The sequence below is a fragment of the Flavobacterium endoglycinae genome, assembly GCF_017352115.1.
Taxonomy (GTDB): Bacteria; Bacteroidota; Bacteroidia; order Flavobacteriales; family Flavobacteriaceae; genus Flavobacterium; species Flavobacterium endoglycinae.
Genome location: NZ_CP071448.1, coordinates 2,431,849 through 2,455,144, shown reverse-complemented (window position 1 = coordinate 2,455,144; position 23,296 = coordinate 2,431,849). Strand labels below are relative to the sequence as shown.

At 33.8% G+C, this 23,296-nt stretch carries 26 protein-coding genes; 1 reads left to right on the top strand and 25 read right to left on the bottom strand.

Going from position 1 to position 23,296, the window contains the following annotated elements; genetic code table 11:
* Nucleotides 1-21 precede the first annotated feature (21 nt).
* From J0383_RS10780 to J0383_RS10665, 24 genes are all read right to left on the bottom strand, one after another.
* Entirely contained in the window at nt 22-657 is a 636-nt protein-coding gene (locus tag J0383_RS10780) for a hypothetical protein (RefSeq protein ID WP_207298381.1), read from the bottom strand.
* Nucleotides 623-1,255 (bottom strand): outer membrane lipoprotein carrier protein LolA, encoded by a 633-nt coding sequence (locus J0383_RS10775; protein ID WP_207298380.1) that lies wholly within the window; start codon nt 1,253-1,255, stop codon nt 623-625. Before J0383_RS10775 ends, J0383_RS10780 begins: the two co-directional genes overlap by 35 nt.
* Entirely contained in the window at nt 1,245-1,934 is a 690-nt protein-coding gene (locus tag J0383_RS10770; protein ID WP_239023320.1) for a polysaccharide deacetylase family protein, read from the bottom strand. The genes J0383_RS10775 and J0383_RS10770 overlap by 11 nt, the downstream gene beginning before the upstream one ends.
* A gap of 83 nt (nt 1,935-2,017) precedes the next feature.
* Complete coding sequence (locus J0383_RS10765) at nt 2,018-3,082, bottom strand: beta-ketoacyl synthase N-terminal-like domain-containing protein (protein WP_207298378.1); 1,065 nt, start codon at nt 3,080-3,082, stop codon at nt 2,018-2,020.
* The gene (locus J0383_RS10760; RefSeq protein ID WP_207298377.1) at nt 3,082-4,281 is read right to left on the bottom strand and encodes a beta-ketoacyl-[acyl-carrier-protein] synthase family protein; all 1,200 of its coding nucleotides are present in this window, start codon (nt 4,279-4,281) and stop codon (nt 3,082-3,084) included. Before J0383_RS10760 ends, J0383_RS10765 begins: the two co-directional genes overlap by 1 nt.
* 138 nt (nt 4,282-4,419) lie before the next feature.
* Entirely contained in the window at nt 4,420-4,677 is a 258-nt protein-coding gene (locus J0383_RS10755; protein ID WP_111378796.1) for a phosphopantetheine-binding protein, read from the bottom strand.
* A 2-nt stretch (nt 4,678-4,679) separates the two neighbouring features.
* Nucleotides 4,680-5,297 carry a beta-ketoacyl-[acyl-carrier-protein] synthase family protein gene (locus tag J0383_RS10750; RefSeq protein WP_207298376.1) on the bottom strand — a complete coding sequence of 206 codons (618 nt, stop codon included), beginning with the start codon at nt 5,295-5,297 and terminating at the stop codon, nt 4,680-4,682.
* Nucleotides 5,298-5,306: 9 nt separating this feature from the next.
* Complete coding sequence (locus tag J0383_RS10745) at nt 5,307-5,918, bottom strand: hypothetical protein (protein ID WP_207298375.1); 612 nt, start codon at nt 5,916-5,918, stop codon at nt 5,307-5,309.
* 1 nt (nt 5,919) lies between these two features.
* Complete coding sequence (locus tag J0383_RS10740) at nt 5,920-7,059, bottom strand: beta-ketoacyl synthase N-terminal-like domain-containing protein (protein ID WP_207298374.1); 1,140 nt, start codon at nt 7,057-7,059, stop codon at nt 5,920-5,922.
* Between the two features lie 193 nt (nt 7,060-7,252).
* On the bottom strand, nt 7,253-7,702 hold the full coding sequence (locus tag J0383_RS10735) for an acyl-CoA thioesterase (protein ID WP_207298373.1): 450 nt from the start codon (nt 7,700-7,702) through the stop codon (nt 7,253-7,255).
* On the bottom strand, nt 7,677-8,939 hold the full coding sequence (locus J0383_RS10730) for an ABC transporter permease (protein WP_239023319.1): 1,263 nt from the start codon (nt 8,937-8,939) through the stop codon (nt 7,677-7,679). The genes J0383_RS10735 and J0383_RS10730 overlap by 26 nt, the downstream gene beginning before the upstream one ends.
* A gap of 7 nt (nt 8,940-8,946) precedes the next feature.
* A complete protein-coding gene (locus tag J0383_RS10725; protein WP_207298685.1) occupies nt 8,947-9,645 on the bottom strand; it encodes an ABC transporter ATP-binding protein in 699 nt (232 codons plus the stop codon).
* A 63-nt stretch (nt 9,646-9,708) separates the two neighbouring features.
* Complete coding sequence (locus tag J0383_RS10720; protein ID WP_207298371.1) at nt 9,709-10,707, bottom strand: BtrH N-terminal domain-containing protein; 999 nt, start codon at nt 10,705-10,707, stop codon at nt 9,709-9,711.
* Nucleotides 10,708-11,112: a hypothetical protein gene (locus J0383_RS10715; protein ID WP_207298370.1), complete on the bottom strand. Its 405-nt coding sequence runs from the start codon at nt 11,110-11,112 to the stop codon at nt 10,708-10,710.
* 325 nt (nt 11,113-11,437) lie between these two features.
* Nucleotides 11,438-11,845 carry an ABC transporter permease gene (locus J0383_RS10710; protein ID WP_207298684.1) on the bottom strand — a complete coding sequence of 136 codons (408 nt, stop codon included), beginning with the start codon at nt 11,843-11,845 and terminating at the stop codon, nt 11,438-11,440.
* 62 nt (nt 11,846-11,907) lie between these two features.
* Nucleotides 11,908-12,336: a hypothetical protein gene (locus tag J0383_RS10705; RefSeq protein ID WP_207298369.1), complete on the bottom strand. Its 429-nt coding sequence runs from the start codon at nt 12,334-12,336 to the stop codon at nt 11,908-11,910.
* Entirely contained in the window at nt 12,336-13,469 is a 1,134-nt protein-coding gene (locus tag J0383_RS10700) for a beta-ketoacyl-ACP synthase III (RefSeq protein WP_207298368.1), read from the bottom strand. Before J0383_RS10700 ends, J0383_RS10705 begins: the two co-directional genes overlap by 1 nt.
* Before the next feature lie 14 nt (nt 13,470-13,483).
* Nucleotides 13,484-14,386, bottom strand: coding sequence for an NADPH-dependent FMN reductase family protein (locus J0383_RS10695; protein ID WP_207298367.1), 903 nt, complete (start codon nt 14,384-14,386; stop codon nt 13,484-13,486).
* A 277-nt stretch (nt 14,387-14,663) separates the two neighbouring features.
* Complete coding sequence (locus tag J0383_RS10690) at nt 14,664-15,545, bottom strand: LpxL/LpxP family acyltransferase (RefSeq protein WP_207298366.1); 882 nt, start codon at nt 15,543-15,545, stop codon at nt 14,664-14,666.
* Nucleotides 15,545-15,799: an acyl carrier protein gene (locus tag J0383_RS10685; RefSeq protein ID WP_207298365.1), complete on the bottom strand. Its 255-nt coding sequence runs from the start codon at nt 15,797-15,799 to the stop codon at nt 15,545-15,547. Before J0383_RS10685 ends, J0383_RS10690 begins: the two co-directional genes overlap by 1 nt.
* Nucleotides 15,792-17,027 (bottom strand): beta-ketoacyl-[acyl-carrier-protein] synthase family protein, encoded by a 1,236-nt coding sequence (locus J0383_RS10680; protein WP_207298364.1) that lies wholly within the window; start codon nt 17,025-17,027, stop codon nt 15,792-15,794. The genes J0383_RS10685 and J0383_RS10680 overlap by 8 nt, the downstream gene beginning before the upstream one ends.
* An 18-nt stretch (nt 17,028-17,045) precedes the next feature.
* Entirely contained in the window at nt 17,046-17,777 is a 732-nt protein-coding gene (gene fabG / locus J0383_RS10675; protein WP_207298363.1) for a 3-oxoacyl-ACP reductase FabG, read from the bottom strand.
* Between the two features lie 9 nt (nt 17,778-17,786).
* A complete protein-coding gene (locus J0383_RS10670; protein ID WP_207298362.1) occupies nt 17,787-19,013 on the bottom strand; it encodes a WG repeat-containing protein in 1,227 nt (408 codons plus the stop codon).
* Between the two features lie 88 nt (nt 19,014-19,101).
* On the bottom strand, nt 19,102-20,622 hold the full coding sequence (locus J0383_RS10665) for an HAL/PAL/TAL family ammonia-lyase (protein ID WP_207298361.1): 1,521 nt from the start codon (nt 20,620-20,622) through the stop codon (nt 19,102-19,104).
* Nucleotides 20,623-20,723: 101 nt separating this feature from the next.
* On the opposite strand from J0383_RS10665, the gene J0383_RS10660 reads away from it, so the two are divergent.
* Nucleotides 20,724-21,974, top strand: a complete 1,251-nt coding sequence (locus tag J0383_RS10660) for an NAD(P)/FAD-dependent oxidoreductase (RefSeq protein ID WP_207298360.1) — start codon at nt 20,724-20,726, stop codon at nt 21,972-21,974.
* 20 nt (nt 21,975-21,994) lie between these two features.
* On the opposite strand, the gene J0383_RS10655 is transcribed toward J0383_RS10660, so the two are convergent.
* Complete coding sequence (locus J0383_RS10655; protein ID WP_207298359.1) at nt 21,995-22,600, bottom strand: hypothetical protein; 606 nt, start codon at nt 22,598-22,600, stop codon at nt 21,995-21,997.
* Nucleotides 22,601-23,296 lie beyond the last annotated feature (696 nt).

Sequence of the window (23,296 nt, the reverse complement as noted above, 5' to 3'; positions counted from 1 at the left end):
TTTTATGGTTAGTTTAAATTTCTATTCTGTTTTAAAATAATTCAGCTCGATTTTAAGCTTTATATTTTGGTGAATAATTTGAATTTTCTCAGCAAAAATATTGTTTTCTGAGTTGAAAAATAGTGTAAATTTTTCTTTTGTTTTAGAAGCGTGAACGATCTTTTCTAATTTTTGATCTTTTTTAGAGATAAATATAAAGTTATCACGTTTTCCATCTGCTGATTTATAAATATCTGCCGATTCGTTTTCAAATTGTTCCTGAATCAAATATTCTTTTTTTAGAAGAAGACGAAAATCTTCTCTTAAAGTATTGATTAATATTTTACGGTCTAATTCTGAAACAATTGAGTTGACTTTAAAATCGTTTTCAGAAATTTCAAAATCCATTAATTTATTTCCGAATTCCGTCGTAAAAACAATTCGGTGTGTGGTGTCGTTTATTTTCTTGGCAATAAAAATTCCAGTCAATTCATTTCCGTAAACACTGATGTTGGTTTTGTAAACATAATCGGTTTTTGAATCAGTAAAATAAGGAACGGTATAAGACGTTTTGTCTAATTTTTTAGGCGTATAATTTTTTGAGACCGAGCAGCAAGAAATTAAAACAATTGCCAGAAAGCAATTAATTAGTAAAAACTGAATCGTCGATTTTTGCATTGATCACTTTATTTTTAAGTACAATTCGGGTATAATCTTCAGATGATTCTAATAGTTTTACCTGAACCACAGTTGCTTCTTCTTTATCAAAAGTCAGTTCAATTTGTTTGATGTATTTTTTAAGCGTCGCATCTTTCGGAATAAATTTCGCAAGATTCTGACCTTTCAATTTAAAATATGAAATCGTAAATTCTTTATCATCAAACATATTCCCGCTTACGCTTCCTACGATTAATTTGTTGATTCGGGCGAAGATTTTACTGTCGCCAATATCAACAGCGCTTTTCTTTCCTTCGTCGTTAATCAGGATTTTTCCGTTTTTAAAAGTAATGCTGTAGTTGTATGGTTTTTTATACTGCCATTGCAAAAGTGCAGGTTCTTTAAAAACCATTTTTCCAGAGGTTTCAATATCTTTTGATAAAAAATCCAAATGTTTGTACTGAACAAAATCAGTACTTAAAGTTTTGATTTTTTTCGCCACCACATTTACATCTTCTTTAAATTGAGATATTTCTGCCGCTGTCATTTTTTGTTCTTGTGCCGATACATTGAAACTGCAAAGAATTAAAAATAAGAATTGATATATTTTAGTTTGCATAAGCTTTAAGATTCAAAAGTTCTTCGATCGAAACGACCTGATAATTGTTCTGCTGCAAAAATTGCAAAAACTGTTCCAAGACCAAAACAGAATGTGCTCCTGTATCATGCAAAAGTACAATTCCGCCAGGAGAAACACGTTTAATTATTCGGTTTAAAATTAATTCCTGATTTTTTGTTCCCCCGTCAAGAGAACGAATATTCCAGCCAATTGTTTTGTGTCCAGTAACTTTTAACGCTCTTCTAATCGATGGTGTTGTAACTCCGTAAGGCGGACGAAAGAAGTTTATTTTTCCCGGAGTGAACTGTTCCAGAAGCTGATCTGTTTTTATGATTTCCTTGTGGATTTTATCTTGATTATAAAAATCAAAAAATTTGGAATGACTGTACGAGTGATTTCCAACCAAATGACCGTCGTCGATAATTTGTTTTAGAATTTCAGGATGTGTTTCAATATTTTTTCCAATGCAGAAAAAAGTGGCTTTTGCGTTGTATTTTTTCAGAAGCTGTAACACTTCCAAAGTATAAACGCTGGGTCCGTCATCAAATGTAATGGCTATTTTTTTTTCTGTTTCTGATGAATTATTGCAATAGGCTTTTACATGATAATTGGAAGAAATTAGGGAAGATCCAACTGCATTTATGCCAATCCAAAGTAAAATGATTCCTAAAAACCACAAAAAATGTATCGTTACATAAAGATTAATAAGGTTTAGAATCAGTAAGATAAAGATAAAAAATATCGATATGTTTTTATGCGTTATCATTTTGACAGCAGCGTAAAACTATGATTTTTTCCGTTTAATTGGTTGTATAACAAAATGGTTTTGTAAGCAGGTTTTGAAATCTGATTTACTTTTATGATTTCAGGAATTTCCTGTATTTTTAAAATTTTTGAGGCTGTCCAAAAAGCAAAAGCCGAAGCCGTGTCATATTCACCGCTTAAATGTTTGTAATACAAAACAGGCGTTTGGGCGAAAGTATTTTCAGCTATATTTTTATAATAATTTTCGAAATCGACATTTCCATCAAAACCTAAAATCACAGCATCAATATCTGAAACTTCTAAATTATTTAATTTTAGAAAAGATTTCATTTCAGTTTCAACTTCGTTTTCTGCTAGTGTATTAATGATGTAAACATCTAAAAGTTCGGCATACGTATTTGTTTTTCTTTCGTTTTCTAAAACAAAAAAGCTGGCACCTTCTCCATAAACAGCACCGCTTGTTTTAGAAGTTAAAACATCATAAGGCGTATGATTGTCTTGTTTAATACGTCCATTTAATTTGAAAAGAGCAGTGGTATAATCGCCGTTTTCATCGACACCGCCTACTAAAACCGACTGGACTTCGTCTTCTTCAATCTGCATTTTAGCATCTATAAGTGCCGATTCAAAAGAAACCGCTCCATTTACATACGTAAAGTTATAGCCTTTACACTGCTGTAAAAGTGCAATCTGCGCACCAACAGTATTGTGAGTTGATTGAATAAAAGAAGTTGGGGTAAGGAATTCTTCTTTATTATCTAAAATACTTTTTAGGAATTTTTCAGAATCTTCGATACATCCTAAACCTGTTCCAGTAATAATGGCATCAACGTTTTCTGCTGCAGCATCTTTCATGGCCAATGCCGAAGCTACTATTCCGTTTTTTACACCTTTTGCCATCCTACGGCTTGCAGCAGGAGAAATATATTCTTTATAATCAGGCGCAACAATTGCCAATACATTATTGTCGTGATTTACATGTGCTTCTTCTAAAAAAACAGTATTAAATGTTTTTTGAGTCGAAATACAGCCTACTCCATTTATATATGTTTTTTTTGTCATTAGCTTTTTGAAAATATAAGGGTTGAACAATTTCCTCCAAAACCAAAAGAGTTAGATAAAACGTGTTCGATATTTTTATTTTTTAAAGAAGTCTGCGGCGTCAAATTAAATTCTTCCATTTGAGTTTCGAAATTTAAATTCGGGTATACCACATTATTTTGAATGGCCAAAACACTATAAACGGCTTCAATCGCAGCTGCTGCGGCTAAAGTATGTCCGGTAAATGGTTTTGTAGAACTGAAATCAGGCACTTTTTCGTCTTCGTAAATTCGGAGTAAAGCTCTTCCTTCAGATAAATCATTGTTTGGCGTTGCTGTTCCGTGTACATTGATATAATCAATTTCAGAAGGTTTTAATCCCGAAACTTCAAACGCTTTTTTCATTGCCAGATAAGCGCCGTCTCCATTTTCTGAAGAAGCGGTTTGGTGAAAAGCATCGTTTGCATTTCCGTAACCAGAAACTCTTGCCAATACTTTTTTGTTTTGTTTGGCTACAATTTCATCTGATTCTAAAACCAAAAATGCAGCAGCTTCTCCAAGATTTAATCCTTTTCTGTTATTATCGAAAGGTTTGTTATAATCGTCTGATAAAATCATCAAAGTCTTAAATCCGTTGATGGTGAATTTTGCCAAGGCATCGGCACCTCCCACGATTACACGATCTAATTTCCCGGTTTTGATTAATCTTGCGCCGAGCATAATTGAATTGGCTGCAGAAGAACAAGCGGTACTAATAGTAGAAACCATTCCTTTTAAACCTAATTCTTCGGCAATTTTTTCGGCAACATCACCGCCGTCATGACAGGTAATGTACTTAACTAGTTCTGGTTTTTCGAAATAATCGTAGTAATGTTTCTCCGTCATGTCCATTCCGCCTACGCTGGTAGCCGAAATAAGTCCGGTTCTAAATTCATTGATAGAGGTAATACCTGCATTTTCAACAGCTTGTTTTGCTGCCAAAGTGCCAATCATAGCGGTTCGGGAGAAATTATTATCCTCATTTAAATGCAGTTCAGTGATAAGTTCATCGTTGGTTTTTTTGATTTCGCCAACCTTGATTACATCTGCATGAACAGTCGAAATATTTTGAATATAAGAAACACCGATTTTATTTTCAATCAGTGAAATGTAATTCTCCTCAACCGAATTCCCGATTGCAGAGATTATTCCCATTCCCGTTATAGCAACACCTCTTGTCATTTTAGATTTTTAGATTTATGATTTTAGATTTTCTTGAACTTTTTCAAAGTTTTAAACTTTGAAAAAGTTGACAGATTTTTAAAAATTCAGATTTTAAGTTTCAGTAGAAATCTAAAATCTGCAATCTAAAATCTACAATTATTTTGTTCTATTTGCGCTTATGTAAGCCGCCATAGTTTCGATAGATTGGAAAATAGATTTTCCTTCTTTCGGATCAACTAATTTAATTCCGTAATCTTTATCTAAAATCACAATCAATTCAAGTGCATCAATTGAGTCTAAACCTAAACCGTCACCAAACAAAGGATCGTTATCTGCAATGTCTTCAACTGCGATATCTTCAAGGTTTAAAGTAGTAATGATTTTGTTTTTTAATTCTTCTTTTAATGCTTCCATGATTATTTATTGTATAATGTATTGATTGTTTCGTTTTTATATTTTGTATTTTCTTCGGTATTTATGGTGCAAAGAAAAGCTTTATAACTGTCATTAAAAAATTCTACCCATCCGCATAAAACGGTGTCTGCCTTATTTGTGTTTAACAAAATCTCCGAATAGTTCGACAAAAATTCGGCATTGAAAGCATCAAATATAAAAAAAGAATTTTCACTTTTCAGCTGATGGCGTATACTTATTTCGCCCAAACAAATATTTGGCAGCGTATAAACAAAAACCGCCGGACTCGGAAAATAGTTTTCTTTGTCTGAAATGGATTCCTGATATTTTACATCGGTGTCTAAACTTGATGATTTATTTGCTAAAACCAAAGCGATATTATTTTCTTGTTCCGTTGAGGTAATAGGACTCAAAAGCAGTTCTGATCCTAAAAAAGCCAGTTTGCTCAAAGCATCCATTTTGAAAAACTTTGGATACTGCATTTCAAAATTACGATAGGCTTGTTTGGCAAAATCTGCAAAATCTGTTGGTTCAATTTTGAATACAGAAGTTCCGTTGAGAACAATTTCGTTGTTTTCGATTTTGATGTAGGATTGTATGTTGGTTTTGTTTTGAGTCATTTTTTTAATTTAAGAAACCCAAGTTTGAAAAACTTTTATGATATGCCATTCTCCCGATTTATTTTCAATTGTAATTTCAAATCCTCTTCCACATTTTCCGCCCCCGCATGAAGCAGTTGCTTCAATAATTCCTGAGGTTTTGTCTTTATTAAACTTAATATTGGAAATTTCAATTGTGCCAACAGGCATTCCACTCTTATAATCATCAATAATCCAGGTTAATTCATTAGGGAATTTGGATGTATATTGAAAATCGAATTTTTTATTGTTTTTAAAGGGGGTTAAATCAAATTTTTCATTTCTGATTTTATTATTTACTACATAGTCATGAACGCCTATTAATATTCGAGCAGTATCTTTTTTAATACTGTCTTGACGATGCCAAAATAATTTTAGTTCTTTAGAATTACCAATTGTATCCGCTTTATTAGTTTTCGGATTAAATTTTGGCGGTGGCGGTGGCAAAATAATCCGTCTATCCATATAAATAGAATCTACTATTTCGACAAAAACGCTATTTAAAACCTCTTTTTCAAAATCAGATTCAGACACTTCTTTCTTCTTACATCCAAAAGATGAAAGAAGAACTAGAGTTATAAATATGAATTTTGATAGTTTCATGTTAATTCACTTTCTCAAATACCACAGCCGTATTACAACCTCCAAAACCAGAAGCTGTTTTTAGGAAATATTGAATATTCTTTTCTTCGCTTTTCTCAATTACATTGATGGTTTCGCTTACGCCGATTTCGTCAAAACCTTTTGATTCAAAAAGTGTATTTTGATTAGCAGATTCTATCGCGATTACGGTTTCTAATAATCCAGAAGCGCCTAAGGTATGACCATAAAATCCTTTTAAACTATTAATGGGAACGTTTTGTAAATCTAAACGATTTAAAGCAATGGCTTCCATTTCGTCGTTGTAAGGAGTTGCGGTTCCGTGTGCTGAAATATAATCTAATTTTTCCGCTTCAATTTGAGCTTCTTTCAAAGCATTCTGAATACTTCTAAACAAACCTTCGCCCGTTCTTGAAGGTCCAGAAATATGATTGGCATCGTTTATTGAACTGTCGCCAATGACTTTTATTTTGGCATTTTTGGCTTCCGCCGAAACCAAAACCGCTGCCGTTGCTTCGCCTAAACTGACACCGGTTCTATTTTTAGAATACGGTTTGCAAGGTAGTTCGCTCATGGCCTGAAAAGCATTAAAACCAGACAAAACAAATTCTGAAACTTCGTCGCCGGCCACAACAAAAATGTTATCATAAAGTTCGGACTGAATCATTCTTTTCGCAACAGAAACTGCTAAAATTCCAGAAACACAAGCATTTGAAACTACAATTGGCTGTGTTTGAAATCCGAAAAAATCAGCAACGTTTTTTGCCAAAACATCTAAATGTGCGTTGTTAAAACTTTCTTCAGAATGATTTTGTAAAGCCGTTACATTTCCTTTCGTGGTAGAAAGTATAAAAGCGGTTTTTGAGTTTAACTCAACTTTAGAATTTTTGATAATGGGTTCTAAAGCCAAAATCATTATTTTTTCTAAACGGGAATATTTTTCCTCAGAGCTGATTTTGGAAAAAGCACTATTTATATTTTCATCACTGATTATTGAAGCATAGAATGAGTTAGGCATCAAAGAAACATCATTATGAAGCTGAATTCCAGAATCGCCGCGAAGAATTGCTTCAATGTTCGATTGAACATCAAAACCTAAAGGCGTGATACAATTCGTTTCGGTAATGTATATTTCTCTTATCATTTTATATTTTCATTTTCTCCTGCAAGGTTTTCAAAACCTTGTAGGTATATTTATTTTAACACATAGAAACATAGTTTTTGCTTACTTAAAAAAGGTATTTCATTTGTTTAAACAAACATAGCTATGTGTAAATTTAGATTTAAATGTTTCAATTTATACCTACAAGGTTTTGAAAACCTTGCAGGAAAATATGTTATGTCAATAAACCTACTTTTCGTTTCCACTCTTCATAAAAAGGCGGATTGGTCAGCATTAAATTTCCTTCTTTATCTAAAAAAACCTGGGTGGTTTCACCTGTGCAGGCAATTTCTCCTTTATCATCAATAATTTTAAAACGATAAATCATTTTGGCTGCTGGTGTATCAACAACCGTTGTTTCTATCGTTACCACATCTCCATAACGAAGTGATAATTTATGTTCGCAAGTTGATTTTACGATTGGCGTTGTATAGCCTGTTGCTGCAATATCCAAATATGTAAGTCCATGTTCACGCCCAAATGCTTCGCGTCCATCTTCGAAATAGGTTATATAGTTTCCGTGCCAAACGATTCCAAGCGGATCTGTTTCGTTAAAACGAATTCTGATTTCGTGTGTAACGGTTAAGTCTGTAGCCTCGTTAAACTGCTCTTTTCTTTTTATCATAAAATAATGCGATGGAAGTTGTAATAATGAAAAACAAAAATAACAAACTTATTTTTGGGATAATTTCAAGAAAGGAAACACTGCGGAGTAATACATCGTAAAATGCTTCTAATCCCCAATTCATTGGAGACGATTTGGCAATAATCTGCATGATTTTCGGCATAGCAAAAACAGGAACCCAAACGCCTCCAATTGCTGCTAAAATAATTACACTTGTAGCACCAAACGGAGCAGATTGCTCTTGTGTATTGGCCACTGTTCCTAATAAGATTCCGAAACCTATTGCTGCAAAACCCGAAAATAAAGCGACGACACTCATCATTAATAAATGTCCTTCAATATTTAAAGAAGGCAGTCCGATTGATGGAAATAAAAATACGGCAACGGCAACCATCATATAAAACTGAATCATACAAATGATCGAGTAGGTAATGGTTTTACCAATTATAACCACCAAGTTTGAAACCGGATTGGTTCTTAATCGGATAAAAGTGCCTTGTGATTTTTCTTTTACAATATTAATGGATAACGGAATGACAATAAAAAAGATCGCAAAAAGTGTCCATGCAGGAACATTATGCTGAACCGAGTTTGGACGAACTTCTTTGTTGTTGATTCTCGGAATTATTTCTTTGAAAGTGATGAAGCTTTTCTGTTCAAAATCAGAAGTTCCTCCCAGCTGATTTTGGAAAGTGGTGTAAATTGATTTGGTCTCAATCTGCGAAATCATTTTGTCAATTGAACTCATAACCGCATTTTTAAAACTCATTTGTACCGCTGGATCAAAATACAGTTTTACTTCTTTTTCTTTGATGATTCGTTGAGGTTCTTTTGTGGCACTGCTATCGGTTAAACCTAAACTGCTTACAATTTTTTCTACATTCTGGTCGACTTTTGCCTGAAGATCAGAACTTAATTTTTCTGGAATTATAATCGCTAATTGAAATTTACCTTTGTAAACATTTTCTTTGGCGATTTCTTCTGTAACAGGTTTGTTGTCAATTTGTGTAACAACGCTGAATAAATTGCTTTTTTCTAAATTTTCAAATACTGTTTTTGAAACAGATCCTTTGTCGTTATCGACTAAAAGAATTTGAATTTTAGAATCGGTTACGGCTTTAAAAGTGCTGTCTTGAATTAAGGTCACGGTGATAACCAAAACCAAAGGCATGATGAATAAAATAATTAATCCGCCCAAATCTCTTTTTAGCAAAAGGAATTCTTTTACTACTGACATCCAAATTTTATACATCATCTCTCAAAGCTTTTCCGGTTAATGAAATAAAAACATCTTCGAGATTTCGGGCATCTTTTACAGATTTAATTAACACCGATGGGGTGTCTTGTGCGTAAATCTGACCTTGATCTAAAATGGCAATATTAGTGCAGAGATCTTCGGCTTCAGCCAAATGATGTGATGTATAAATAATAGTAGTACCGCTTTCGTTTAAAACTTTTAAATAATCTATAATCGCTGTTTTAGAATGTACATCGACACCAACAGTTGGTTCGTCCAAAAATAATACTTTTGGTTTGTGAAGAATTCCGGCAATTAGATTAACACGACGTTTCATTCCGCCCGAAAAAGTCTGAACTTGTTTATCGGCAAATTTCAATAAACCTAAAAGATCTAATGTTTCGATTACTTTATCTTTTAAATCAGAACCTTTTAAACCGTACATACTTCCAAAATAATGCAGGTTTTCTCTAGCGGTTAGCGTTGGGTAAATGGCATATTCCTGAGGAACAACACCAATTATTTTTTTAATTTTTGAGGAATTGTGCTGATAGTCTAAACCATCAATTTTAAAATGTCCCGATGTTGGTTTTACCAATCCGCAGAGCATGGAAATGAGAGTTGTTTTTCCGGCGCCGTTTGGACCTAATAAACCGAAAATCTGACCTTCGTTTATGTTTAGCGAAACGTTGTTCAAAGAATACATTTCTGCATTTTTGTACTTTTTCGAAAGGGATTCTATTTGAATGATAGACTGCAAAATAGGTTTTTAGCTGATCGCTTTTTTTAGTTTTTTAAAAAAGATTTCTTCTCTGTTGGCAATGTCCAAAAGTTCATCGGCAATAGTGTTGTAGGCATCTTCTTTGGCACTTCTGTTTTTATAAATGCGTGACGCTTCAACAGCAAAATCACGCCATGAATCGCCAATTTTTGTCATTTCTTTTGAAAGTTCTTTCAGTTCTTCATTTTCTAAAATTAGTGAAGCTTCCTGCAAAAATGCGGCATATATAAAACGGAAACCACCGCCCCCAGTTCCAATTTCTTCCTGCATACGAACCATTTGTGCCAAATAATGATTGGCTTTTTTAGTTCCGTGTTTTATTGGCCATTTTCTAATTTGTTTAGAAACAAATTTGATACCGCGAACACCTATAATTGGCATTGGCGCGAGCATATCCCGACACGTATTTTTGATTCCTTTTATGATGGCGCTTTTTAAATCAACAGTAGCAGGAACTTGAATAGGATAGTACATTTGTCCGCGTGGTGCAAAAGCGCCTTTTGCGAAACGCACTTTGTCTAATTCTTCGTGTGTTAAAGTCGTAACAGTTTCCATAACAGGATCGCTTACTAAATAATCGGTTTCGGTTTTTCCGTAAACGACTAAATTGTGAGCGTTGAAATGAAAACGGTATTCATCAGGAAAATAACTTAAATGATACACACCAACTTGTAAACCGGTTGGAATATTATTTTTTAAATTTTCATCTAAAGCTTTATTGGCATTTGATACAGAAGAAAATTTTTGTCTTTTTATTTTTAAATTTAATCGGTTGGCTACTTTATTAAAAATCTGTCCTGGCAAAGTTCTATAACTAATTGCGGGTGCATAATTGACTTTTATGAAAGGCAGATACACAAAAAATAATCCTGAGCCAATACCAAAAACCATCGGTTCGCTGATGTTTAGTCCACTGTTTTTTAGCAGATTCGACGCTACTCCATTCTCGCAATGAGCAGACTGATGATGTGTGAAAGTTAATTCCATTTATTTGGTAATGCTGTTTTTTAATTCTTCGATTGATACTTCAAAGGTATCGGCATATTTTTTTAGGATTTTGTCGTTTAGTTTGGCAAAAACACTGGGTTTAAAATGTCTTTTTACACGCCATTTCCAGAATCCAACATAGCTTGATAAAATCGTAAGATCCATTTTGTTGACTTCCATAAAGTACACAATTGGACTTGCTTCGCCATTTACAACCTGTTGTCTGGCATCGGCAATACGCTCGTTTATTTCGTCAATAGAATTGGAAAGCGCAATTGTTTTGGGTTCCCAACCTGAACTTAAGGTTGTGGTATAATCGCCGTTTTCATCTGTTGCATACAAAAGCTCTTTTACGTTGTTTTTCGTTAAGTTGCTTTGGTCCTGTGGTACTTTATCTTTTTCCATTTTGCTAATTTAATTCATTAGAAACATAAAGACTAATGCTATACATAAACTAATTATTAAAAACCCAAGGTTTGCGAAAGCTAAGTTTCGTTGTTTTTTTATAAATAAATAAATCATTTCAATCAGCACTCCTGCATAAAATGCCTGTGTTATTAGAAATCCAATAATGAATAATCCTAATCCTCCGTCGACATGTTTGTGTCCGGTTTCGTCACAATATTTATGAGGATCATAAGTGAAATACCAAAATAAGAAAACCAATGAGAGTAAAAGAACTAAAATTCCAATGCGGATTGTTAAATGTAAAATGATTTGTTTTAAATAATTATCCAACTGAAACTGTTTTCTGAATAAACAAGTTTATTTCGCATTCTAAGAGTATTTGGTCTTCGACAGAACTTTGACAGCTCATCGTGCATAAAGTGTAATCGTCGCCTGCGAATTTAGAAACTAAATTGGCTCGGGTAATTATGGTTTCTCCCGCTTTTGGCAGCGAATGGATTTTTACATTTTTTAAAGCGCTTATAAATCCTATTACATTTACGTTCTCATTTTCTGTTCCGTTTTCGTCAAAAAAATATTTTTTTCCAACAATAGACGAACAGGTCTGCGCCGTATTTTCTATTAAACCAGCTTCATTAAAAATCTGGTTTTCAACAAAAATATTGTCTTCTGTAATTAAAAAAGTTGTTTCAACAAAACTGGCATCTATATCTAGAATTAAGTCTACCATGAGCATAGGAGCTCTGTGAGGCAGATAATTTTGTATGTCTACTCCTTTATTCAATTTTTATATTATTTAGCTAAAACAGTTTTCATTTGTCCGCTTGCGATTTCTTCATTATTTAATGTTGTCACAACATCTACCAAAGTGATTCCGGCAAATTCCTGAAGAATTGTTACCGTTGACTGAATCGAATCGTTGATTTTTGGCAGTTTTTTTATTTGAATTTCTTTTATAGAACCTATGTATCCTGTTGGAGCAGTTTCGTTTTTTAAAAAAAACTGATAACCGGTATGTAATGCCACAGATTGAGCCATGTGCTCGATTAAACCGGCTTCTAAAAAAGTATCATCCTCAAAAAAAATATTGTCGCTTTTGATACTAAAACCAGAAACTAATGAGGTTTCGCTATACGAAAACATGCTGTCTACCATTACAAAAGGAAACTTTTGAGGCAGTAAATTTTCTACAGCATTTTTTTCTAAAAGCAACACTTCCATTAGCACACAGTTAAATACGCATATGCGAAAGAGAATCTTCCGCTTTCAGGAACTGATAAAAGAATGTGTTCTCCTTTTTTCAAGTTTCCTGAATTCATTAATTCTTCTAAAGCCAAGTAAATTGAAGCAGAGCCTACGTTACCCACTCTTGAAAGATTCATGAACCATTTTTCATCATTCATTCCGATTCCTTTTTCGTGTAACCCTTTTTTTAGTCCTTCCACAAAGAAGTTTGAGGAAACGTGAGGAATGAAATAATTGATATCTTCAGATTTGATGTTGTTTTTATCCATAGCCTCTTTCATGCTTTCTGCACCTTTGCTAAGGATAAATTCATCTAATAGTTTTACGTCTTGTTTAATCGAGAAAACCGATTCGTTTAACCATTGTTCTGGAGCATAATCACTCCAGCCTTTAATTTCACCATTTTCAAGTTTGTCTCCTCCAGCATACATGCAGGTTTCTAATTCGTAGGCATACGAAAAAGCTTCCATCCATTCTATTCGTAACGAGATGTCTCCTTTAGGCTGGTTTTCTAATAATAAAGCACCAGCTCCATCAGAAAGCATCCAGCGTAAAAAATCTTTCTTAAAAGCAATAATTGGCTGTTCTTCAAGACTTTTTAGATTTTCGGCTTCGTGATTGTATTTTTGTGCATTCAGCCAGGTCGAAACTTTTTCTGACCCTGTGCAGATAGCATTTTTAGAATTTCCAGATCTTACCGAAAGAAAACCAAATTTCAATGAATTCATTCCGGCACAGCATACTCCTGTTGAAGAGTTAAGTTCTACGGATTTATTTTTTAATAAACCATGAACCATTGCGGCGTGAGAAGGAAGGAATATGTCTGGAGTTGAGGTTCCGCATGAAAGTACTTCTAAATCCTGAGGCGTAAATTTTTCGTCGAATAACGGTAAAATAGCATTGCGTGTTAATTCGGCATTACTATGGGTACTTTTTCCGTTTTTATCAACAGCATAATATCGGCTTGTAATTTTGTTATTGCGCAAAATAATACGTCTTGCTTTAGAGGCAGTATCGTTGATAAGTCCTAAATATGCTTCCATTTCGTCATTTGAAACAGCTTCATTTGGCAAATATTTTGCAGCTTTTGTAATGTATACTTCAAACATAATCTAATCGTCTTCTAAACTCCTTGATAATATTGAGTTTCTTTTTTTATGGTTTTTAACTTAAAGGGGTAAGAAATAAGGTGCAATATATACACTATTGGCGATATTAACCAAATTGCAAGGAATAAATAAACATTAAATACTTTTAGAAGCGTTTTTCGTTTTTTTTGATTTTTATAAATGATGTTTGACCATTTATTGAAAATTTTATTAGCAGTTTTGTCAACAGTCACTAAATAAGGGCTGATCTTAACAGCGTCAATTGCGACCAATTTTGGCTGTAAATGATTTAAATTATTCTGATCAAATTCTGAAAGTATTACTTCGCCAAATTTTGGTGATTCTTGAATGTCTTTCTCTGAAACTCCAGGAAGCGGAAAAATACCCAGATATTTTTTCTTCACTCCAGAGAACATCCACTCTACAATTGTAATAACACTAATAAGGTTTCCAACACGATCTACAAAAGCAACATTTCCTACCAATTGTGCGTTGGCTTCTTTAAGGAGCGTTTTTATTTTTTCCTGCGCCATTATCCACATATTTCTGGAGCCGCTTATGGTAACCACTGGCGTATTATTCAGTAATTGTTTTCCTTCTTCACTTTTCAGAAAGGAGTTAATAGGAATAGAAGGCGATAAATACCATACCTGATAATGAAATAAAATCAGATCGAATTTGGTATTTAAAATTTCTTGAGGAACAGGTTTTAATGCTGTTGGAATTTGTAAAAAGGATTCCGGGAAGGCATCAAAAAACGAATCCTTATTCCACGGAAACGGGAAAGGTTTTTCCAATTGGATTTCGTGAAATGTTACTTTTACATTCTCAGAATTTAGAAATGGTTTTGCGATGTTTTGTGCAATGGTTTCTAACTGTCCTGACTGAGAATAATAAATTACGAGAACATTTTTCATTAGGTTTTTTGGCTTTGGTGGTTCGCAAAAGTAAGTAAATTTATTTAAACGAATTTTCATATTACGACCAATGGTTTTTTATTAGCCACGAATTCACGAATTGTTTAAATACTGCTGTTATTAATGATTTTCCTAAATTATAAATAGCAATAATTTCACGAAAAATGAATTAATAAAAATTAGTGTAATTTGAAATAAAGATTCTACTCCAAATAATTAATGAAAATTCGTGAATTGCTTCGCCAGTTCGCTATCGCTCGGGTCGTGGCAAAAAAAATTAAGATTTTATATCGTTCCAAAAATCAAAATAATTAAACCATTGCAACGGATAACGATTCAAGATGCTTTCAACGCTTTTTACATATTCTTTCAAAAGCGCTTTTTCGTCACGGTGTTTTACTTCGGCTTCTCTTGCATATAAGTGATAATGCAGGTTGGGCTCTTTCATTACATAAACAAATACTACTGGGACTTTTAATCTTGAGGCAATTAAAAATGGTCCTGCTGGAAAGTTTGCTTCTTTGTCTAAAATGTTTTCAGAAAGTGATTTTGTGCCTTCAAAATAGCGATCGCCGGTAAAACAAATTAATTCATTATTGGCCAAAGCGGCATTTATTTCAAAAATATGAGATAAATCTTCTTTGATAATAATGAACTTAACAGTGGGTTTCTGGGTAATAGATTCTAGATAATTTTTAATGGCCGAATGTTCAAGGTCTGTGGTAACCAAATTGATTTGGAAATCAAGGTCGATTTCTCCGAAAAAATGTTCAGCAATTTCAAAATTTCCAACATGGGCACTGATTAAAACACCACCTTTTTTTTCAGCAAGAAGTTTTTTCAAGGTTTCGATTCCGTCAAATTCGTAAGTAAATTTGTTTCGCATCCCGGCCGAAATCGAAATTTTATCGATAATGGTTTGTCCAAAAGTAAAATAACTTTTGAAAACCATTTTTTTAGATTTAAAATAGGAGTATTGGAGTCTTTCTTTAAAGTAATAAAAAATAGCACGATTGCTTTTTCTTAAAAATAAAAAATAATAAGAAGCGACAAAATAAAGCAGAACATAGGCCGATTTGACACCTGCTTTTTTAATTAAAAAAACAAATATCTTATATCCTAAAACAGTTCCTTTTGATTTGCCATCCCATTGACTCATTAAGCTGATTTGGCTTTTAATTTGGCTTCGATAAGATCATAAAAGCTTTGAAAATCAGAAATTCCAACAAAATCTGCTTCAACTAATTTTACACCAAAGTTTGCTTCAATTGAAACTACCAAGTCAACATAATCCAAACTATCTAACCCAAGTGTATCTTTTAAATTAGCATTTGGTTCAATGTCGTCATTGTCTACTTCAAATTCATCAACTAAAAAACCATTAATTTTTGCTATAATATCTTCTTTATTCATCGTTCAATTTAAACTTTTTAACCACCAACGCAGAGTTGGTTCCTCCGAAACCGAAAGAATTGGACAAAAATATGTCAAATTTTTTGTTTAACGTAGTTTTAACTAAATTTAATTTTGAAGCATCTTCATCTGGATTTTCTAAATTGATGTTGGGAGCAATGAAATCGTTCTGCATCATGATGATAGAGTAAATAATTTCACTTGCGCCGGCCATCCAGCATTCATGACCTGTCATAGATTTTGTTGAACTTATGTAAGGATTTTTTTCGCCAAAAACTTCAAAAATCGCTTTTGCCTCATTGGCATCACCAACAGGAGTTGAAGTTGCGTGTGCATTTATGTACTCAATATCTGAAGCGTTTAATCGTGCATCTTCAAGTGCACGTTTCATGGCTGTAGCTGGACCTTCGACGTTTGGCGTTGAAATATGCCCGCCGTTTGAAGAGAATCCGTAGCCTGAAACTTCGGCAATTATATTGGCACCTCTTGCAATTGCTGATTCGTAACTTTCCAGAATTAAAGTAGCACCACCGCCACTCGGAATTAGTCCATCACGGCCGCTGTCAAAAGGTCTTGAAGCTTTTTCAGGATCGCCTTCTCGGTTAGAAAAAACACCTAAACCATCAAAACTACTCATGGCATATTTGTTAATTTCTTGAGCACCTCCTGTAATTATAATGTCCTGAAAACCGCTTTTAATTAAAAAATAAGCTAATCCTATAGAATGAGAACCGCTCGCACAGGCTGCACTTACGGTTAAATTAATACCACGAAGTTTAAATATTGTTGAAAGATTCATGGTAACAGTGGAGTTCATGGATTTGAAAATCGCTCCAGAACCTATTAAAGCAGTATCTTTTTTTTCGCGGATAATATCGGTCGCATCAATAATGGCTTTAGAAACACTGTCGTTTCCATACATGATACCTACTTCGCGATTGTCAAAAAAAGCATCGTCGATATTGGCATTTTTCAATGCTTCAACAGTCGCCATATATGCATATTCGGTTTCTTCACCAATGCTCATACGTTGTCTGCGGGTTAGTAAATTTTTTAGATCTGTTTTTGGCACTATTCCAGTCAAAGCCGACTGAAAGCCAAATTCTTTTCGTTCAGGATCAAACTGAATACCGGATTTTCCTTGATATAAGGAATCTTTTACTTCGTCTAAAGAAGTTCCGATACAAGAATAAATTCCCATTCCAGTAATTACAACTCTTCTATTCATGGTCTTTCAAAGTAATTTTTAAGAATATATTCCTCCGTTTATGTTGATAATTTCACCGGTAATATAACTCGATTTTTTTGAAATCAAAAAGCTTACCAAATCAGCAACTTCTTCTGCTTCACCAAAACGATTTACAGGAATTAGTTTTAATAATTCTTTCTCGTCCAGATCGCTTGTCATATCAGTTCTAATAAATCCTGGTGCAACGGCATTTACTGTAATATTGCGTTTTGCAACTTCTTGTGCCAACGCTTTTGTAGCTGCCACGATAGCTCCTTTTGCAGCCGAATAATTGGTTTGTCCGGCAGTTCCTTTCACTCCCGAAACGGAAACCATATTAACGATTCGGCCATATTTATTGCGAAGCATTTTTTGAATAAAAAACTGCGTTACATTAAAAAATCCGTTTAAGCTGGTATTCAATACACCGTTCCAGTCTTCTGGTGTCATCCACATAAAAAGACCATCTTTAGTAATTCCGGCATTGTTTACAATCGCTTCGACAATGGCTTCTGGATTTGCTTCCTGCCATTGTGTTAAGGTGTTTTGAACATCTTCGAAACTAGCGACATCAAAGCCTAAAATTTCTCCGGTTGCTCCTAATTTTTGTATTTCCTGAAGTGTTTCTTCGGCAGCAGTTTTGTTGGAATGATAATTAATTAGAATATGATAATCAGACTCAACGGCTAGTTTTTTACAAATAGCGCTTCCAATTCCTCTTGATCCGCCTGTTACTAATACACATTTCATTATATAAGCTTATTTCTTTTTCTTTGTTACTGTTTTGGTAGTCGTCTTTACTGCTTTTGTTTCAGCCTTGGCTTCTTGTTTTGGTTTTTCGGCAGGAGCATCATTTCTATAGTTTCTTTCTGATTTCGAAAATAATTCGGCATTTTCAAACCATTGGTTTCCTAATACCGTTCCGTCAGGTTTAAGAAATCCCCATTTTCCTTCGTTTTTTACTCTTGCCACACCATCAATAAATCCTTTGTCTTGCTGTACAAACATAGCAATAATGGCATTTGTAGTAATGCCGTATTGGGTTGGAATGATCAATTTTCCTGATTCATTGATGAATCCCCAGTTGTTTTCTTTTACAGGAGCTATTCCATTTGTACTAAAAACTTCTGCATCGCTGTAAGTAGGTTCAATTACGAAATCGCCTTTTAGATTGATGTATCCCCATTTTTTTCCCACTAAAACCGGAGCTAGATTTTTGGAGAAGGCTTTTCCTTTATCATAAATAGGAAGAATAGCCCAATTGCCTTTTAAATCAATGTATCCTATTTTACCGTTCTTTTTAGCATAAGTTAAATCTTGAGTTTCAAAATCCCAGATTTTTTCTGCTCCATCAACCGGAATAAATTTCCCGTCGCTTACAAGTCCGAAAGTTTTGTCTTTTCGCGCCCAGGTTGTTCCTTTAAAATAGTTTCCAATTTCGGCATAAACAGGTTCTACTAATTCCTTTCCGGCTGTATTTATAATTCCCCAGTTTTTGTTTAGTTCAACTCTTGCATAACCGTTTTCAAAAGGTTTGATCTGATCGTATTTTGGCTCTAAAACAACAGTCATTTTAGAATTGATTAAACCAATTTTATTTCCTTGTTTTATAAAGGCTACACCATCATTAAAATCAAATAATTTTTCAGAAGCAGGTGCTTTCTGGATTTCTCCTTTGGTATTAATATACACCCAGTCCTTATCTTTTTGCACAATTGCGATTCCGCTGTTAAAATCTTTGGCATTGTTAAACTCTGCCGGAATTATCCAGTTTCCTTTAGGGTCTATAAATCCCCATTTTCCACCATTTTCTACAGCTGCTAAACCTTCAGAAAAACTTTTGGCTGATTTGTATTGAGGTTCGATTTTAAAAGTTCCGTCTTTGGAAATATATCCAATTTTGGAGTTTTTTTTAACTAATGCCAGTTCTTGACTATTCACTAATTGAATACTTGCCAGAAGCAAAAAAATAAGTGTCTTTTTCATGATCTTAAAATTCAATATTTAATGATTAAAGCTAAAACTCTTTGGGGCATATTTTAATCGATAGAAAACGGTGTTTCTATGTGAAATCTTAATTGTTGATCAAATGATCTTTAACTTTTTGAACAAAAGGATACATTACCTGATCTTCCTTAAATGTTGGAATGATGTTTCTAATTTCGTCGTACCATTTTTTAGAAACAGATGAAATTTTATCTTTTTGTCCTAAATAATCGATTGCCTGAACGATAGTAATCATTTCGATTGCCAAAACTTCAAAAGCGTTTTCGATTACTTTTGAGGTAATAACAGCCGAGTTGGTTCCCATACTTACAATATCTTGATTGTCGTTGTTGTTCGGGATACTGTGAACATACATTGGGTTAGACAGCATTTGGCTTTCTGCTGTTGTAGAAGTAGCAGTGAATTGAACACCCTGCATTCCAAAATTGAAACCTAATGTTCCTAAGTTTACAAATGGAGGCAGTAATTCGTTGATTTTGGAGTTCAATAAATAATTCAATTGGCGTTCTGCCAGCATTGTTAATTTGGTAATAACAATTTTTAGTTTATCCATTTCAAGAGAAATATAATCTCCGTGGAAATTTCCTCCGTGATAAACGTGTTTGTTTTTTACGTCTATAATTGGGTTATCGTTTGCCGAGTTAAATTCGTCTTCCAGAATAGAAGCTACGTTATTTATAGTTTCTAAAACGGGTCCAAGAATTTGTGGCACACATCTTAATGAATAATATTCCTGAACTTTTTCTTTGAAGATTTCCTCGGTATTTTCACCAGAATATAAATGGTCTTCTCTTTTACGGATTAAAGTACTATCAGAAAGGTTTTTTCTCATTTGAGCTGCCACTTCCTGCTGTCCTTTATGACGTTTTGTTTGGTTTAATTCTTCAGAGAAATGATCATCATAAGCTTGAACCAATTCGTTGATAGCACAAGATGATTTTAATGACCAGTCTAATAATTTTTTAGCAAGATGAATATTTACAACGCCAATTCCGGTCATTACAGAAGTTCCGTTGATTAACGCCAGACCTTCTCTAATTTCTACCTGAATAGGTTTTAAGCCTTCAATTTCAAAAACTTCAGCAGTTGGTCTTCGGTCTCCTTTGTAGAAAACTTCGCCTTCTCCTATCAATACTAAGGCCAAATGCGAGAGCTGTACTAGGTCACCGCTCGCACCTACACCACCATGTTCGAAAATAAGCGGTGTGATATCTCTGTTGATTAACTCTGCCATTAAGTGAATTACGGAAGGATGAACTCCAGAGTTTCCTAATGAAAGTGTATTTAAACGAGCCAAAATTGCTGCTTTTGCACAAACTGAGTTTAATGGTTTTCCTGTTCCAGATGAATGGCTTCTGATTAAATTATATTGAAGTTGAATCTGATCTGACTCTTTAATTCGGTATTGTGCCATTGGGCCAAAACCAGTATTTACACCGTAGATTACCTTGTTTCCAGAGAATTCTTTTAAGAAATTAAAACTTTCATTTACGCGGTTTAAAACTAAATCGCTAATTGTAACTTTTTGATTTCCAAAGATTATGGATTCAAATTCGCTTAAACTTAAATATTCGTTAATTGTATTCATTAAATCGTTTTTGATTGTGCTAATTTAATTTTATTTATCAAAATAAATGTAGTTATTTTGATGATGGCAAATGTAGGTTAATAATTGATAATATTTTTATTATGACAAAGGAGTTTGTAGATGTTTTAGTCATCGGCGCCGGACCATCCGGATGTGTGTCTGCATCATATCTTCATAAAAACAATGTAAAGGTTAAAGTTGTTGAAAAAACAAAGTTTCCAAGACTGGTAGTCGGTGAAAGTTTAATTCCGCGAGTAATGGATCATTTTGCAGAAGCAGAGCTTTATGATGCACTTAATGCAATGAACTTCGAAAAAAAATTAGGAGCCCGCTTTATAAGAGGTGAGGAGATATGTGTTTTTGATTTCAGTAAAAAATTTGGTGAAGGCTGGGATTGGACCTGGCAGGTGCCTCGTGCTGATTTTGATAACACAATGGCCGAGGAAATTGTACGTAAAGGAATTGATTTAGAATTTGAAACAGAAGTTTTAGAAGTTTCTTTTGAAGGTAAAAAATCGAGAACAATTGTAAAAGATAAAGATGGCAATTTAAAAGAAATCCACGCTAATTTTATTGTAGATTCAAGTGGTTACGGCCGTGTTCTGCCAAGACTTTTAGATTTGGATACGCCATCAAAACTAGATCCGCATTCGTCTATTTTTACGCATGTTAAAGATATTAATAGAGAAGAAGGCGAGGAAGGAACTCAGATTTCATTTGATATTTTAGAAACAGAAGTTTGGCTTTGGGTAATTCCTTTCTCAAACGGAAATACGAGTTTAGGAGTGGTAGGGCCAACTGATTTTATTAATTCGCTTTCTGAAAATAAAGACAATGCAGAAGCTTTGCGAAATGCCATTCAGAAATCGGATTATTATATTAAAAGGTTTAAAGGAACTGAATTTCTATTCGAACCGGTAAAATTAGAAAACTATTCAAGAGCGGTAAAAAGAATGTACGGCGATGGTTTTGCTTTAACTGGAAATAGTTCTGAATTCTTAGATCCAGTTTTTTCATCGGGAGTAGCTTTTGCAACCGAATCAGGAATGTTAGCAGCGAAGCTTTACTTAAAAGAATCACAAGGAATTCCTGTTGACTGGGAAGTGGAGTTTACGCAATATATGAAACGTGGTATTGGGGTTTTCACAACGTATGTGCAAGAATGGTATACAGGAAATCTGCAGACGTTGTTTTTCCATCAGCCGGAAAATCCAGATGTGAAAGAAAAAATATGTTCAGTATTAGCAGGGTATGTTTGGAATGAAGAAAATCCGTTTGTAAAGAAACACGATCACGTGATAAAAAATATGGCGTATTTATTGAATATGCAAAAAGAACAAAGCCCTGAATAATCAGGGCTTTTTTTATGATCTTATTTATATGCTTTTTTCGCTATAAGTTTTGCCATAGATTTTGCTGTTTTAGCAAAACCTTCACCAATTCTTGACTCGTTGCTGAAATTGCTTCCCCATTGGTCACCTGGAGCTTCTTCGCTGGTGATTTCTAATAATACATTTGATTTATTAGCAGTTTCAACAAATTTTAAGTTGGTAGTTACTTTTGCAGGCTGCTTCATGATTCCAGCATCCCATCCTGGATAAATCCACACTGCTTTTACGATTAAAGTGTAAGGTGTTTTTAATCCTTCTTGAAAGTTTAAATCTTTTTTCTCTTTAGTCAACACGATGTTGGCAATTTCTAAGAATTTAGGCGACCAGATCTGATCTTTGGCTACAGCCCATTTTTTCTCCCAGATGTTTCCGTTTCCTTTTGCTTTTTTGTCTAAATCAGCTTTGTGCTCTTGGATATACTGAGCTTCAGATTTGTTTTCTTTCATCATAGTAAAATTACTATAATCAAATTCTACGTTAACTTCTTTCTGATCTTTTAAAAAGTCGAATTTTCCCTGAACAACATCCATGTCCTGAGCAAACATAGCTCCTGAAATAAGGAAGCATGCAATAATTAATTTTTTCATTGATTGGTTTTTTATGGTTTATTTTTGAATGGCTAAAAGTAAACAAAACGATCAATAAAATAATTTATTTCGTATTAAAATAATTATTAATTAAAAACAAAAAAGGACCTCATTTCTGAGATCCTTTTTCTTAAAGATATTGTTATTAAAACACTACCAGAATTTAACATAAAGTGCTACTATAATAAGTAATGTAATTACAATTAAAATGGTAGTTTGTTTCCGATAGCGCGGATTTGCAATCCGTGCCCATCCCAAATTTAACAAGTCTAATAGTAAAATTCCATCCATTTATAAAAACCAAAACTACAACTTTTTACGGTTGCAGTTTATATTCTTTGTGGGCACAGATTGCAAATCCGCGCGATCGTTGTCGATATATCTGCGCGATCGGGTCTAACTAACTAACTAACTAACTAACTAACTAACTAACTAACCTGCTTAAACAAATTGTTTAAAATTGAGGTACACTTTTTTCTACGCCTGTTTTCAAATAACATATAATGCCTAATATTTAGTATCAACTTAATAATTCAAAGCGGAACCTCTTCGTCCGCAATAAGTTCATCAAAAATTCTAAAATCTATTTTGAAAATAGACATTTTAAGTTTTGCAGAATCGGGGCACATGTTATTTTCCAAAACAAGAAATCCAGCAAAATCAAGGCTTGCCGCCTTTAGGTTCGAATCTGTATAC